This window comes from Flavobacterium mesophilum (genome assembly GCF_039581405.1).
GTDB lineage: Bacteria > Bacteroidota > Bacteroidia > Flavobacteriales > Flavobacteriaceae > Flavobacterium.
The window spans coordinates 552706-566193 of the sequence record NZ_JBCPXZ010000001.1; the positions used below are offsets into that span (position 1 = coordinate 552706).

Annotated in this window: 16 protein-coding genes; 12 read left to right on the forward strand and 4 right to left on the reverse strand. The window is 33.0% G+C overall.

From position 1 onward, the window contains the following. Positions 1–114: 114 nt before the first annotated feature. Both AAYQ19_RS02280 and AAYQ19_RS02285 read right to left on the reverse strand, forming a co-directional pair. A complete protein-coding gene (locus AAYQ19_RS02280) occupies positions 115–1158 on the reverse strand; it encodes an RluA family pseudouridine synthase (RefSeq protein ID WP_343533405.1) in 1044 nt (347 codons plus the stop codon). After that, positions 1148–1768, reverse strand: a complete 621-nt coding sequence (locus AAYQ19_RS02285) for a PASTA domain-containing protein (protein WP_320566986.1) — start codon at positions 1766–1768, stop codon at positions 1148–1150. The genes AAYQ19_RS02280 and AAYQ19_RS02285 overlap by 11 nt, the downstream gene beginning before the upstream one ends. Before the next feature lie 445 nt (positions 1769–2213). Between AAYQ19_RS02285 and AAYQ19_RS02290 the strand changes: the two genes are divergently transcribed. The 5 genes from AAYQ19_RS02290 to AAYQ19_RS02310 all read left to right on the forward strand — a co-directional run bounded on the left by AAYQ19_RS02290 (position 2214) and on the right by AAYQ19_RS02310 (position 5814). Continuing rightward, positions 2214–3185: a D-alanine--D-alanine ligase gene (locus AAYQ19_RS02290; protein WP_343533409.1), complete on the forward strand. Its 972-nt coding sequence runs from the start codon at positions 2214–2216 to the stop codon at positions 3183–3185. A gap of 146 nt (positions 3186–3331) precedes the next feature. Further along, a complete protein-coding gene (locus tag AAYQ19_RS02295) occupies positions 3332–3949 on the forward strand; it encodes a hypothetical protein (RefSeq protein WP_343533411.1) in 618 nt (205 codons plus the stop codon). 70 nt (positions 3950–4019) lie between these two features. After that, positions 4020–4478 carry a pantetheine-phosphate adenylyltransferase gene (coaD, locus tag AAYQ19_RS02300; protein WP_343533413.1) on the forward strand — a complete coding sequence of 153 codons (459 nt, stop codon included), beginning with the start codon at positions 4020–4022 and terminating at the stop codon, positions 4476–4478. An 81-nt stretch (positions 4479–4559) separates the two neighbouring features. After that, on the forward strand, positions 4560–5162 hold the full coding sequence (locus AAYQ19_RS02305) for a zinc ribbon domain-containing protein (protein ID WP_343533416.1): 603 nt from the start codon (positions 4560–4562) through the stop codon (positions 5160–5162). A gap of 73 nt (positions 5163–5235) precedes the next feature. Next, a complete protein-coding gene (locus AAYQ19_RS02310; RefSeq protein WP_343533418.1) occupies positions 5236–5814 on the forward strand; it encodes a PhnA domain-containing protein in 579 nt (192 codons plus the stop codon). A gap of 255 nt (positions 5815–6069) precedes the next feature. Here the strand turns inward: AAYQ19_RS02310 and AAYQ19_RS02315 are convergent, their stop codons facing one another. Both AAYQ19_RS02315 and AAYQ19_RS02320 read right to left on the reverse strand, forming a co-directional pair. Further along, on the reverse strand, positions 6070–6516 hold the full coding sequence (locus AAYQ19_RS02315) for a hypothetical protein (protein ID WP_343533420.1): 447 nt from the start codon (positions 6514–6516) through the stop codon (positions 6070–6072). 177 nt (positions 6517–6693) lie between these two features. After that, positions 6694–8052: a DEAD/DEAH box helicase gene (locus tag AAYQ19_RS02320; RefSeq protein ID WP_343533422.1), complete on the reverse strand. Its 1359-nt coding sequence runs from the start codon at positions 8050–8052 to the stop codon at positions 6694–6696. Positions 8053–8302: 250 nt separating this feature from the next. On the opposite strand from AAYQ19_RS02320, the gene AAYQ19_RS02325 reads away from it, so the two are divergent. From AAYQ19_RS02325 to AAYQ19_RS02355, 7 genes are all read left to right on the forward strand, one after another. Further along, positions 8303–10030: a M14 family metallopeptidase gene (locus tag AAYQ19_RS02325; RefSeq protein WP_343533424.1), complete on the forward strand. Its 1728-nt coding sequence runs from the start codon at positions 8303–8305 to the stop codon at positions 10028–10030. 176 nt (positions 10031–10206) lie between these two features. After that, positions 10207–10719 carry a hypothetical protein gene (locus tag AAYQ19_RS02330; RefSeq protein ID WP_343533426.1) on the forward strand — a complete coding sequence of 171 codons (513 nt, stop codon included), beginning with the start codon at positions 10207–10209 and terminating at the stop codon, positions 10717–10719. Positions 10720–10812: 93 nt separating this feature from the next. Continuing rightward, positions 10813–11052, forward strand: coding sequence for a hypothetical protein (locus tag AAYQ19_RS02335; RefSeq protein WP_343533428.1), 240 nt, complete (start codon positions 10813–10815; stop codon positions 11050–11052). Positions 11053–11055: 3 nt separating this feature from the next. Next, on the forward strand, positions 11056–11529 hold the full coding sequence (locus AAYQ19_RS02340) for a hypothetical protein (RefSeq protein ID WP_343533430.1): 474 nt from the start codon (positions 11056–11058) through the stop codon (positions 11527–11529). A gap of 372 nt (positions 11530–11901) precedes the next feature. Continuing rightward, the gene (locus AAYQ19_RS02345; protein ID WP_343533432.1) at positions 11902–12072 is read left to right on the forward strand and encodes a hypothetical protein; all 171 of its coding nucleotides are present in this window, start codon (positions 11902–11904) and stop codon (positions 12070–12072) included. Between the two features lie 245 nt (positions 12073–12317). Continuing rightward, positions 12318–13019 carry a hypothetical protein gene (locus AAYQ19_RS02350; RefSeq protein WP_343533434.1) on the forward strand — a complete coding sequence of 234 codons (702 nt, stop codon included), beginning with the start codon at positions 12318–12320 and terminating at the stop codon, positions 13017–13019. A gap of 126 nt (positions 13020–13145) precedes the next feature. Further along, positions 13146–13481: a cyclic-phosphate processing receiver domain-containing protein gene (locus AAYQ19_RS02355; RefSeq protein WP_343533436.1), complete on the forward strand. Its 336-nt coding sequence runs from the start codon at positions 13146–13148 to the stop codon at positions 13479–13481. Positions 13482–13488: the final 7 nt, after the last annotated feature.

Consider the following 13488-nt stretch of genomic DNA (forward strand, 5'->3'; position numbering starts at 1 on the left):
ACATTAAACGTACGGAACAATATATCTTAAAATAAAAAATGCTCCCAAAAGGAGCATTTTTTATTTTATTACATTCAAGAAATTATCTAATTTTCTAATTGACACATTATCTAATTAATTCTCGTCTTCCGTGTTATGCGATTTCACATAATTCTGCCATTTCCCAATACAATCTTGAAAATCTTGAGGAAGTTCAGTATCAAAACGCATCATTTCACCTGTATTTGGATGAACGAAACCTAATGTTTTAGCATGAAGCGCCTGACGTGGCAAAGCTTTAAAACAGTTTTCGATAAATTGCTTGTATTTAGTAAAAGTCGTTCCCTTCAAAATCAAATGCCCACCATAACGCTCATCATTAAATAACGGATGCCCGATATGTTTCATGTGCGCACGGATCTGGTGTGTTCTTCCTGTTTCCAATTTGCAAGAAACCAAAGTTACATAACCAAAACGCTCCAAAACTTTATAATGCGTAATAGCAGGTTTTCCAATTTCAGGATCATCAAAAACAGCCATTTGCATGCGGTCTTTTAAATGTCTTGCCAAGTTTCCTTCAATTGTGCCGCTGTCTGCCACAACATTCCCCCAAACAAGAGCAATATACTCACGTTCAGTAGTTTTCGCTTCAAACTGCTTTGCCAAATGTGTCATTGCTGCTTCGGTTTTGGCAACAACCAAAAGTCCAGAAGTATCTTTGTCAATTCGGTGAACCAAACCTGGACGTTCGCTGCTGTTCATTGGCAAGTTTTCAAAATGAAATGCCAACGCATTCACCAAAGTTCCGGTATAATTACCATGTCCTGGGTGTACGACCAATCCGGGCGGCTTATTGATAAGCAAAAGCGCATCATCTTCATAAACGATATCCAACGGAATATCTTCCGGATCTACTCTATTTTCAAATGGAGGATGCGACAACATTACGGTTATCACATCTAGAGGTTTTACTTTGTAATTTGATTTTATCGGAATATCATTCACAAAAATATTCCCATTTGTTGCCGCGTTCTGAATTTTATTTCGCGTGGCATTCGGAATCAAATACATTAAATATTTGTCAATGCGCAAAAACGCTTGACCTTTAGGTACTTCAAATCTGTAATGTTCGAATAATTCGTCTTCCAGATCTAAGTTTTCTTCAATATTATTGTTCATCTTTTGGGGTTTCTACAGGCTCAGTTGCAGTACTGTCTGCCTGACTATCATCTACATAACTCGCTTTTCCATCACCTAAAACCAAATCAATTTTAGACGCTTTCAAAACGCGATCTCCTACTTTTAAGTTTCTTCCTTTGTAACGCATCTCCAAAACCATGTCTTTTCCAAGATTCGGAATATACGTAATAGTTCCTGGCTCAAGTCCTAAAGCTTTCAAAGTTGGAACCGCTTCACGGTATGTTTTTTCAATTAAATCAGGAATCTTAACAGATGAAAAACCTGATGCATTAATTTTGATATATATTTTTCGACCTACTTTAACCATTGTTCCCGGCAAGGGATCTTGCTCAACAACGCTAAATTTCGGATATTCACTTCGGTAATCAACACTATCCAAAAGCACATAATCTAAGTCCAACTCGTCAAGTTTTTCCTCAACTTGTTCTTCTGTCAATTTAGATAAATTCGGAACCGCAATTTCATGTCCGTGATCGGTTGTAAAAGTCAGCCAATGCATAAACAAATAACCCAAAACTGCAATGATAGCTGCCGCACTTAACAATTGTAAAAAAAATACGCGACTAGTTAAATACTTACGTAAACTCATAAATTAATTTTTAGATGATCGCAAAGATAAAGTATTTCATTTCAAAAAAAATGATAATTTTGTTTAAAACAAAAATGCCCTGCGATTGTTATTTCTATTAAAAACTAAAATCTTTGGAATTTGGTATTTTAGAAGTTAAAATTTCGATTTTTAGGAGCTGTTTCCTGCTGTCCACTGTATCTTTTGCGCCGAACCCCGGCACAAAAGGATGCCGCTCCCATCAGGGCTAGGGCACTCGGTTTCAAAAGAAAATTTTGTTTTTTACGAAAGAAATCAAAATCGTGTCAAACTGAGCGAAGTCGAAGTCCTTTTGAGCTGCATCACTTTACGGGACTTCGACTTCGTTCAGTCTGACAAAAACAAAAATAATTTGTAAAAATTAATGTAATTCGTGGCAAAATAACCTCGAACTTTAAACAAAATAAAACCTGAAACAACATATATAATGAAAAACATAGCCATAATAATGGGCGGATATTCAAGTGAGTACAAAATTTCACTTATCAGCGGAAACGTTGTGTATCAATACCTTGACAAAACAAAATACAACGGATTCCGAATTCATATTTTCAAAGAAAAATGGGTTTACGTAGATGCAAACGATGCCGAATTCCCAATTGACAGAAATGATTTCTCAGTAACAGTAAACGGCGAAAAAATCACTTTTGACTGTGTTTTCAATGCCATTCATGGAACTCCGGGAGAAGACGGATTAATGCAAGCTTATTTTGAATTAATTGGTATGCCGCAATCTTCTTGCGATTATTATCAATCGGCTTTGACTTTCAACAAAAGAGATTTATTATCGGTTTTAAAACCATACGGAATCAAAACGGCAATTTCTTATTATTTAAATAAAGGAGACGAAATCAATACGGCTGAAATCGTTAAAAAAGTTGGCTTGCCATGTTTCGTAAAACCAAACAAAGCAGGTTCTAGTTTCGGAATCTCAAAAGTAAAATCAGAAGCAGAACTTCCAATCGCTATTGAAGTAGCTTACAAAGAAGACAACGAAATTATCATTGAAAGCTTCCTTGACGGAACAGAAGTTTCTGTTGGTGTAATCAACTACAAAGGCGAGATTAAAGTTCTTCCAATTACAGAAATTGTATCAGACAATGATTTCTTCGACTACGAAGCTAAATACGAAGGAAAATCACAGGAAATCACGCCAGCAAGAATCTCTGACGAACTGACAAGAAAAGTGGGAGAAACTGCAAAACGCGCTTATGAAGTTTTAAAAATGAAAGGTTTCTCAAGAAGCGAATTTATTATTGTAAACAACGAGCCACATATGCTTGAAATGAATACAATTCCAGGTTTAACAACCGAAAGTTTGATTCCGCAACAAGCAAAAGCAGCGGGAATTTCTCTAGAAGATTTATTTACAAACGCTATCGAGCTTGCTTTGGCTTAAAAGATGCTAAGATACTAAGGTGCTAAGATTCTGAGATTTTGGCACCTTGTTTTTTTCGATTGTCAGGCTGAGCGAAGTCGAAGCCATTCTAAAAAAGCCTTTGTACCTCTGTGCTATTGTTGCTTTGAAACTCAAAATAAAAAAATATGCTATTTCTAGTCGGGACTCGAGATTTTAATGTAAAAAATGGGGTGATCTTAAATGAAAAATGTCCGAAGTGTAATGCCGAAAATTCTTTACATTTTAGTATTTATAGAAAATACGCTCATCTCACATTAATTCCTTTGTTTCCAGTAGGGAAAATTTTATTCGTTGAATGTAACAATTGCAAACAAACGCTGGATTATGAAGATTTATCTGAAAATGGTCAGTTGAAAATGAGGACTGAAAAATTAGATTCTTCTTTATGGACCTATTCGGGATCTATAATAATTTTAATCGTTTCCATTTTTTTTGTTAACAACTATTTCAACGCAAAAGATGAAACCGCTATTTTAATAAAAAATCCAACCGAAGGTGATATCTATAATTTGAAATTTTCAAATGGTTACTATTCTAACATGAGAATAGACAAAGTAACCAAAGATAGTATTTATACAACCCACAACGATTTTGATGCATACATGCCTTATGAAGTTGATGATTTAAACAAACCCGAAAATTATTCAAACAAAAAGTTTTCGTATTCCAAACAAGAACTTTTAAAATTATATGAAGACGACGAAATCATAAAAATTTCTAGAAAAAACTCAATTATTAATTAAGCTCTGAAGCTTGAAATCCAAGGAAAACCTTAGTATCTCAGAACCTCAGAACCTCAGAACCTTAAAAAAAATGCGAAAAGCCATATTCCCAGGATCATTTGACCCAATTACACTCGGACACGAAGACATCATCAAAAGAGGAGTTCCATTATTTGATGAGATTGTAATTGCCATTGGTGTAAATGCCGAAAAGAAATACATGTTTTCATTAGAAGAAAGAAAACGTTTCATTGAAGAAACCTTCAAAGACGAACCAAAAATTTCGGTAATCACTTATGAAGGACTTACTATTGATTTGGCCAAAAAAGAAAAAGCCCATTTCATTTTAAGAGGCTTGCGCAACCCAGCCGATTTCGAATTCGAAAAAGCAATTGCGCACACAAACAGAAAACTTTCAAAAATTGAAACCGTATTTTTATTGACTGCAGCAAAAACTTCGTTCATTAGCTCGAGTATTGTACGCGATGTTTTGCGTAATGGAGGTGAATATGAAATGCTGGTTCCAGACGCAGTAAGGGTTAAGAAATAACTGAATAAATCATTTTTTAGTTTACTTGCATAGGTAAGATAAATCATTATTTTTGCTCACTTAACCTATAAAACCTAACTAATGATTTTTTACGGAACCAAAGCAACAAATCTTAAAAATGACCGCATTATAAATGTGGACTGTCCGAATTGCAGTACGAATGTATCTATGAATTACAGCGTATTTGAAAAATATGCGCACATTTATTGGATACCTTTTTTTCCAGTCAAAAAATTGACTTTTGCAGAATGTAATTCATGCAAAAAGACATTTGAATTTAAAGAACTGACAGCGGCAATTCAGCAGAAAATTAATATGGCAAAAGGTAGAATATCTTCTCCACTCTGGATGTATTCTGGTATTTTTATTATTGGTGTCCTGGTTTTATATTCCTTTTACTCTTCAATCCAAAGAAGCTCTGACACCAAAACATATATTCAAACACCAAAAGCTGGCGATATTTATTATGTTGATGAATCAAATGGGTTCTATACCACAATGAAAGTAAGTGCGGTTTCTAAAGACAGCGTCAAAGTATTTTTGAATGAAATGGAAATCGACAAAAAATCTCAAATTGACAAAGTTGATTTAGAGGAAAATTACAAAAAGGAAGAAAAGATCGCAAAAAGCACTATTCAGCGTCTTTATAAAGAAAATAAAATTTATGAAGTAGTAAGACGATAGTTCGCTTTACATCATAAACTTGCAAGCGAAGCAAAATATAAGTAATTTCGCATTTTAAAATAAACAATAAATAATGAGCATCGAGAGAGAATTAAGCAAACGAAGCGGATCTAAATGTGAACTTTGCGGAAATGAAGAAAATTTAAAAGTTTATCAAGTCCTACCAACTAAAAAAGGTGGAATTGACGAAGCTATATTTGCCTGTAACACTTGTATTGACCAAATTGAAAATCCAGACAACGTAGATTTAAATCACTGGAGATGCCTTAATGACAGCATGTGGAATGAAAATATTCCAGTTCAAGTAGTAGCATGGAGAATGTTAAGCAGAATGCGCGCTGCAGGTTGGCCTCAAGAATTGCTGGATATGATGTATCTTGATGACGAAACACTAGAATGGGCAAAAGCAACTGGCGAGGGCGAAGATGATGAAAACAAACTAGTTCACCGCGACAGCAACGGCGTAGTTTTGCAACATGGAGATTCTGTAGTTTTAATCAAAGATTTAAAAGTAAAAGGATCTAGCATGGTGGCCAAACAAGGAACCGCAGTTAGAAACATTCGTTTAGACCACGAAAATGCTGAATATATTGAAGGAAAAGTTGATGGTCAACAAATTGTGATTATCACGCAATATGTCAAGAAAATATAACTTTTAGAGGGACAAAGTAACAAAGGTTCAAAGGGACAAAGTCTAAAACTTCACGGTGAACCTTTACCTCAAAACACAAAAGCTGTTCTATCGAACAGCTTTTGTGTTTATGATAAAGAGAAAAAGTTTTCTAAACCTTTGTTACTTTGTTACTCTGAGTCTTTGAGCCTCAAAAAAAAGCTGTTCGATTAGAACAGCTTTTTTTATAATAAAAGACAAAGATTTAAGACTTTGTCCCTTTGAACCTTTAACAAACTATTTTTGGAATAATTTAGAGATTTGATCTCTTACGAATGGCTCAGAAACGCTGCTTGTTGCAGAAGTTGCTTCTTTGCTAGAAACCATGAACTGAACTGTAGCTTTCTCAGGAATAACACTTCCTACATAGTGCAACCAAATATAGTTGTTTGGCAATTCTAATTTAATATCATACAATGGATTTGCACCAAAACCATTCATAATAATTGTATAAAGATTTGCGTAATCGTTATTCACATTTTTGAATGAAAATTTTCTTAAAGATGAAGAATCGTCATCATTTTGAATACTAGTGTAATACACTGTATACTCGTCTCCGATTTTTTGAATGTAATTGTTATTTACTTTTCCTAATTTCTCAACTGGAACTGTTTCAAGAACTTTAATTTGTGCAAATGAAACGAAACTTAAAAACAAAGTAGCAATGGTAATAATGTTTTTCATAACAGGTTTGGGGTTTACAATTTTACTGTAGCAAAAAAACATAGAAATAATGAAAAAACCTCTATCAAATCATTATTTTTTTAACACAAAATTGTAAAACTTAATTCAATTTTTACAAAACACTGACAAACAACACAATAGGATAATTTTTACTCACCTATCCTATTTTTCCCCAAGCTAATATTTCTTGCTTTTATCCTCTTCTTTCTTCACGACATTGCGGGCAACTTCAATTTTAAACTTTTTGCCTTTCATCTTTTCGTCTTTTATATTCTTCAGCAGCTCTTTTACTTTATTGAATTTTACTGCTGCAAACGAAACAAAATCTTTCACTTCGATCAATCCCAAATCATCTTTTTCTAATTTTCCTTTTTGCGAAAAGAAACCTACGATGTCAAATTTATTCAGTTTTGTTTTCTTTCCACCACTGATATAAATTGTTTGAAATTGTGGTGGTTTTGGCAACGAAACTTTTCCTTCAACATCCAAAACTTCCATTTCATAATCAATGTAATCCAATTGTTTCTCACTTTCGTGAATAATTACGTAAGCCGTTCCTGTTGCCTGCATACGAGCTGTACGCCCGTTTCGATGCGTGAATTCATCTTCTTTTAATGGTAAATGATAATGAATAACGTGTTTCATTTCAGGAATATCCAATCCACGCGCAGCCAAGTCTGTCGTCACCAAATAACTGATACTTCCATTTCTGAACTGAATCAAAGCTCGCTCACGCTCGTCCTGATCCATTCCACCATGATAATAAACAGAATAAATGCCTTTTTCATTCAAAGTATCGCTGATTCGCTCTGCAGCATCTCTGTGATTACAAAAAATAATAGCTGATTCTGATTTCAACGAACAAATCAAATTGAACAAGCTTTGCAATTTATCTTTCGATGGCGAAATCACCATTTTCATTGAAAGATTCGTTTTTTCCTCTTCTTCTGGAATAAAATCCAAAACAACCGGATTTACAACTTTGGTATATTTTGGAATTTCGATATCTGAAGTCGCCGAAACCAAAACCCTTTTATTGATTTTAGGCAATCTTGCAATAATAAAGGACATTTGCTCATGAAAGCCTAATTGCAATGATTTGTCAAATTCATCTAAAACAAGCGTCTGAATTTTATCTGTTCTGAAAGTTTCTCTGTCAATATGATCTGCAATTCTTCCCGGAGTTCCAATCAAAACCGCCGGAGGATTGCTTAAATTCTTGATTTCCGTATCAATCGAATGTCCGCCATAACAAATATTTACTTTGTATTGCGTTCCCATTTTTTTCCAAACCTGCTCAATTTGCAATCCAAGTTCTCGTGATGGAACCAAAATCAAACATTGCACTGATAAAATTTCAGGTTGCAATAATTCTAAAATAGGAAGCAAAAAAGCCAATGTTTTTCCAGAACCTGTTGGAGAAAGTAATAACGTATTGTTTTCGTTTAAAATAGCATCATGTGCCATTTCCTGCATTTCGTTCAGGCTTTCAATCCCTAAATTCGAAAGTATGTTATTAGAATGGTGTTTTTTCATGCTGCAAAAGTAATTAAAAGGTTTCAAGTTTCAGGTTTTCTTTGTTTCAAGTTGTTTTTTAACCGCAAAGACACAAAGATCACGCAAAGTTATATTGACAAAGCCTTGCGAACTTTGAGTTTTTAAAACCCAAACTTGACAAAAAACTTAGCGTGCTTTGCGGTTAAAAAAATACAGACAAAGCATATCAACATGAAACCTGAAACTTGAAACAAAAAACCTATATTTGAATCCTATTAAAAATTAGATCATGAAACTTTTTACCCTTCTCATTTCACTTTTCACCCTTACTCTTTTCGCTCAAAACAACAAAAAATACGATACGTTTTTTGAGAAAGGAAACGGAAATCAATCGGCATCATATCAAGAAACTATTGCTTACTTCAAAATGCTAGCTGCTGATTTTCCAACCATTCAAATGAAAGAAATGGGACTGACGGATTCAGGAGAACCTTTGCACATGATTACATTTAATCCCGACAAGGAATTTGATTTTGATAAAATCCAGAAAACAAAAGCTGTTCTTTTTGTCAATAACGGAATCCATGCCGGAGAACCAGACGGAATCGATGCTACAATGCAATTCTACCGAGATTTAGCAACTGGAAAAATGAAAGCTCCTAAAAATACCGTTTTGGTTACCATTCCAGTTTATAATATTGGCGGTGCTTTAAACAGAAATTCAACAACGCGCGCGAATCAGGATGGGCCTGAAATTTACGGTTTTAGAGGAAATGCCAGAAACTATGATTTGAATCGTGATTTAATGAAATCGGATACAAGAAATACAAAAAGTTTTGTCGAGATTTTCCAAAAAATAAATGCTGATGTTTTTATTGACAATCACGTAAGCAATGGCTCTGATTACCAATACAAACTGACATACATCATGACGCAACACAACAAACTTGGAAAAGTTTTGGGCGATTTTATGAATGACGAAATGATGCCTGCTTTGGTAAAAGATCTTCAAAAAAAGAAAATCGAAACCACGCCTTATGTAGATTCATTTAAAGATACTCCTGATAAAGGTTTCGGGCAGTTTGTTGACAGTCCGCGATACACTACTGGTTATACTTCCTTATTCAACACAATTGGTTTTGTTGTTGAAACGCACATGCTGAAAAAATATGCGGAACGTGTAAAAATGACATACGAATACATGAAATCGACAATGGATTTTACCGATGCCAATTTTCAGAAAATAAAAGAGCTTCGTGTGAGGAATTTAGAACAATATCAGCCTAAAAAATCTTATACATTGCAATGGGAAATGGACAGCACTAAAACCACAAAATTTACTTTTTTAGGCTATGAAGCAGGTTACAAAAAAAGCGAAGCTACGACTGGTGATCGTTTGTATTATGATAGAAGCAAACCGTACAAAAAAGTTGTTCCATATATCAAAGAATTCAAATCGGCTAAAGAAGTTGTGATTCCGACTGCGTATATAGTTCCAAGAGGTTACTGGAATATTATTGATCTTTTGAAAAACAACAATATTTCATTTCGCCAGTTTAAAAATGATACTATTATTGAAGTCGAAAGCTATAGAATTGCCGATTTTAAAACAGTTCCAACGGCATACGAAGGACATTACACACACAGAAACACGACGGTAACTTCTAAAATGGTAAAAATGACTTTCGCTAAAGGAGATTATTATGTTCCGACAAATCAAAAAGGCGTAAAATATCTAGTAGAAGCTTTTGAACCAGAAGGTGTTGACTCTTTCTTCAATTGGAATTTCTTTGATCCAATTCTGCAACAAAAAGAGCATTATTCAGAATATATTTTTGAAGATACTGCAGCACAGCTTTTAAAAGACAATCCAACTTTAAAAGCCGAATTAGAAACTAAAAAACAAAACGACCGCGAGTTCACAAAAAATGCCGAAGCGCAATTAGACTGGATTTACAAGCATTCTGCTTATTATGAAAAAGCGCATTTGCAGTATCCTGTTTATCGTTTACTCTAACCGCAAAAAATTTTAACCGCAATCCCGATAGCTATCGGGAGCAAAGTTTTTTTGATTCGTAGTGCCTAGTAAAAACGCTAAGATCGCAAAGCTATATGAATAATCTTTGTCAAAGTTTTGAACTTTGACAAAGATTTTAAACTTCCTTTATTTTTTGATTCTACAAACTTAAAAAAATGGATACTTCCTACTATCTTCAAAAATTTCAAGAAGCGGTTAAGCAACTCGATCATAAACTTTTGGCAGAAAATTCAATTGATGTAGCTGTTGGCGTTTATATAGATTCTGTTTTTATAAAATTCTACAAAAAATCTTGGTCAAGTGATTCTCAAAACCCTTTGACAGCCGAATCAAGAATATTTTTTTCTCTTTGGGTCAATGATTCGACAATCGAAAAACAGCAAATAAGTTATAATATTCACGCTTTGAAACTAAGAAAATTAAAAGGCTATAAAATTCAAAGCCGAAAATTTGCTGAAATTTTCAGGGATGCTTTTCAAAACTTCATTCCAAAATGGAAGAATGTAAGCACAAACTATGGTCCACTTACCTTAATGGAAGGATGGATAAAACTTGATTTGGAAAATTTTGAAAACGAGCTTTTACTGATAACAGAGAATTTCTTGGAAATAGAGTTTTTAATCGATACTACTCTAAAACAATTCAAAATAGAAAACAACAAATTATAAATTCATTTTACGGTTTCACGTAATTTTATTCAATTCCAACTTTTTATATTTGAATTTGAAAGCATTTTTATTCACTTAACCTACCACCAAATTATGAATAATGACAATGGAAATACTATTGCCGAAGGCATTATTTACGGATTAAATTATTTGGGAGCGGTTTTTCACTGGCTTGTTTTCTTTGGCCGAAAATCGTTTCAAAAAGTGCTTGAAAGTAGTTTTTTAAACTCATTAATTGCAATAATTGCAATTATCTTGATTGTTATACTTTTTAAAAATGAAGTTTTACATTTAATCCTATCTCTAATTAAAAAACGCCTAAATCAAAACTAAAAAATGGATCCACAACCGTCAAGAAATTCATTTCCAGTAAACTCATCTTCAGGAAACCCAAAAGTCTTTTCTATAATAGGCTTAGTATTTGCCATTATCGCTTTTCTTTTTTCATTAATTCCATGCATTGGCTTTTACGCCATTGGGTCAAGTTTATTTGCATTGGCTTTTAGCGGTATTTCATACGCCGGCTTAAAACAAAGAAATGAAAGCACCGGAACCTCTCTTGCTGGTTTAATTGTTGGAGCCGTTGCAATTTCGATTGGCGCTTTTCAATATTACCAATATCATACGGTTTTTGAAACCAAAGCTGAAATCGAAAGATCAATCAATTCTACTGAAAAACATGTAATGGACACGATTGAAAAAAAGGTTTTAGAAAAAGTGGGGGAAAAATTGGAAGAAGAATTAAAGAAAGATTCAATACAACAAGCCAAAAATGATTCTATCCAAAAAGATTCTATTTCAAAAAAATAAGGAATATCATTTTTTCAATCTTTTGATGTTTGTTGTAATCCTACTTTTAATTTTCTATTTAAAAACGGATTTCATAAGTATTAAATGTCCTTATTCTGAAATTGGAATGAAATGCAAAACCTGCGGTTTGACATCCACGTTTAGAAAAATCATTAATAACGATTTTTCCGATTTGAATTTTGGATTCTTATTGTTGTTTATTGCCTTTGCATCTCAATTAATTATTCGGCCAGTAGTTAGTTTTGCTTTGCTATTTTCAGAAAAATGGAAGTTGATACGAAATATCGATATTTCGTTAAATATCTTTCTATTTGCCTTTAGTTATGTTGAAATTATTCTAAAATAAGTCCTCTAATAAATTTTAAATTAAACATGAAGTTTTTAAAAATTACAATTTTACTTTTTACGATTGCTTTTTCAAGTACAAAATTAGCAGCACAACAAAAAGAAGAGCAGATCATAAAGGCAGTCTCTTTTGAAACCGACAAAATTATTCTGAATAACAAAATCGCTTACAATTATATAAACGCTTCACTATCTTAAGTTTAGACAAACAAGAACTCATTAAAGGAGAAATTAGTTCTCTTGGAAATGGAAAATTTTCAAGCTTAATTACTTTTGTCAAATCTGGAAAACAATTTTCAAATGAAAAAATCATTGGAAGAAATGATTTAATTTTTGCTTTTGCTGGAGAAAATGTAATCAACGAAGATTTTACAATTAATGAAGTAAAACTTGACGCTTTTATCAAAAAGTATAATCAGCTACAAACCAAATCTTAAAACCAAATGATCGGAGTAATAACCAAAACAGGAACGATAAACAATGTAACGTGCAATTGTCCGAAATGTGGAAGCAATCAAAAATTTACGTTTCAACTAGTCACTAAGTTTTTTCATTTTTTATGGTTAAGATGCTTTATCATTACCAATAATGCATCTTTTGAATGTTCAAACTGCCAAACGGTTTTCAAAAACAGAAACTTGACAAGCGAAATGGTTGCAATTTCTAATGCAATAAAAAAACAGCATAAGAATTTTGTTGTCAATCATTTAGGTTTATTTGCCATTTTAGGAATTATCATTTGGATGAATTTACCTCAAAGCGAAAGTGAAAAACAACGCATTAAAGAGCTGAATGAAAAGTATCAAAAAGAATTTGTAGAAAAAATAAAAACGCCAAAATACAACGATGTTTACTATTTAAAAAAGACAGATACTACAATAGATAATAAAGATTTTTCTAGAACTGCCTTTTTGATTGTAAAAGAAGTCACTAAAGATTCTGTCATTTTTAATCTTTGCAAATTTGACGAATTGTCTCAAAAAAGAGGCAAAACAGTTATTTCTGAAGGATTTAAAAAAGAATATTACGATCCGTCAAATTCATTTGAAAACAAAATTAAAGTTGACAGAAGTCAAATTCTGAAAGACACGACTATTGCAAACTTGAAAATTTTTAGAATTGAACGAGAGGAAATTCAAGGGTAATTTTTTTGAAAAAACAAGAGGTAGGCAATCACATCAACGAAGTAATCATAATGCTAACATATAGAACTTTGACAAAGTTTAAAACTTTGACAAAGTTGAAAAAGAATCTTTTTTTATTTTAAAAATATGCCATACAAACTTTTTCTTGATGACTTAAGAAATGTCAAAATGGTTTACAAAAACCTAACTGATGATGATTTTTTCATTGTTCGGAATTTTCACGATTTTAAAAAAGTAATTTTAGAAAAAGGGCTTCCTGAATTAATTAGTTTTGACAATGATTTAGGGCTTGCTGAAAATGATAATATTGCAGAAGATGGTTACGCTTGTGCGAAATGGTTAGTTTATGAATCTGGATTGGATTTAAGAGATTTGAATTTTAATGTGCATTCTGCAAATCCTGTTGCAAGTGTGCAAATTCAGAGTTTGCTTGATAATTACATTAAGCATTTGAGAGGTTAAAATAAAT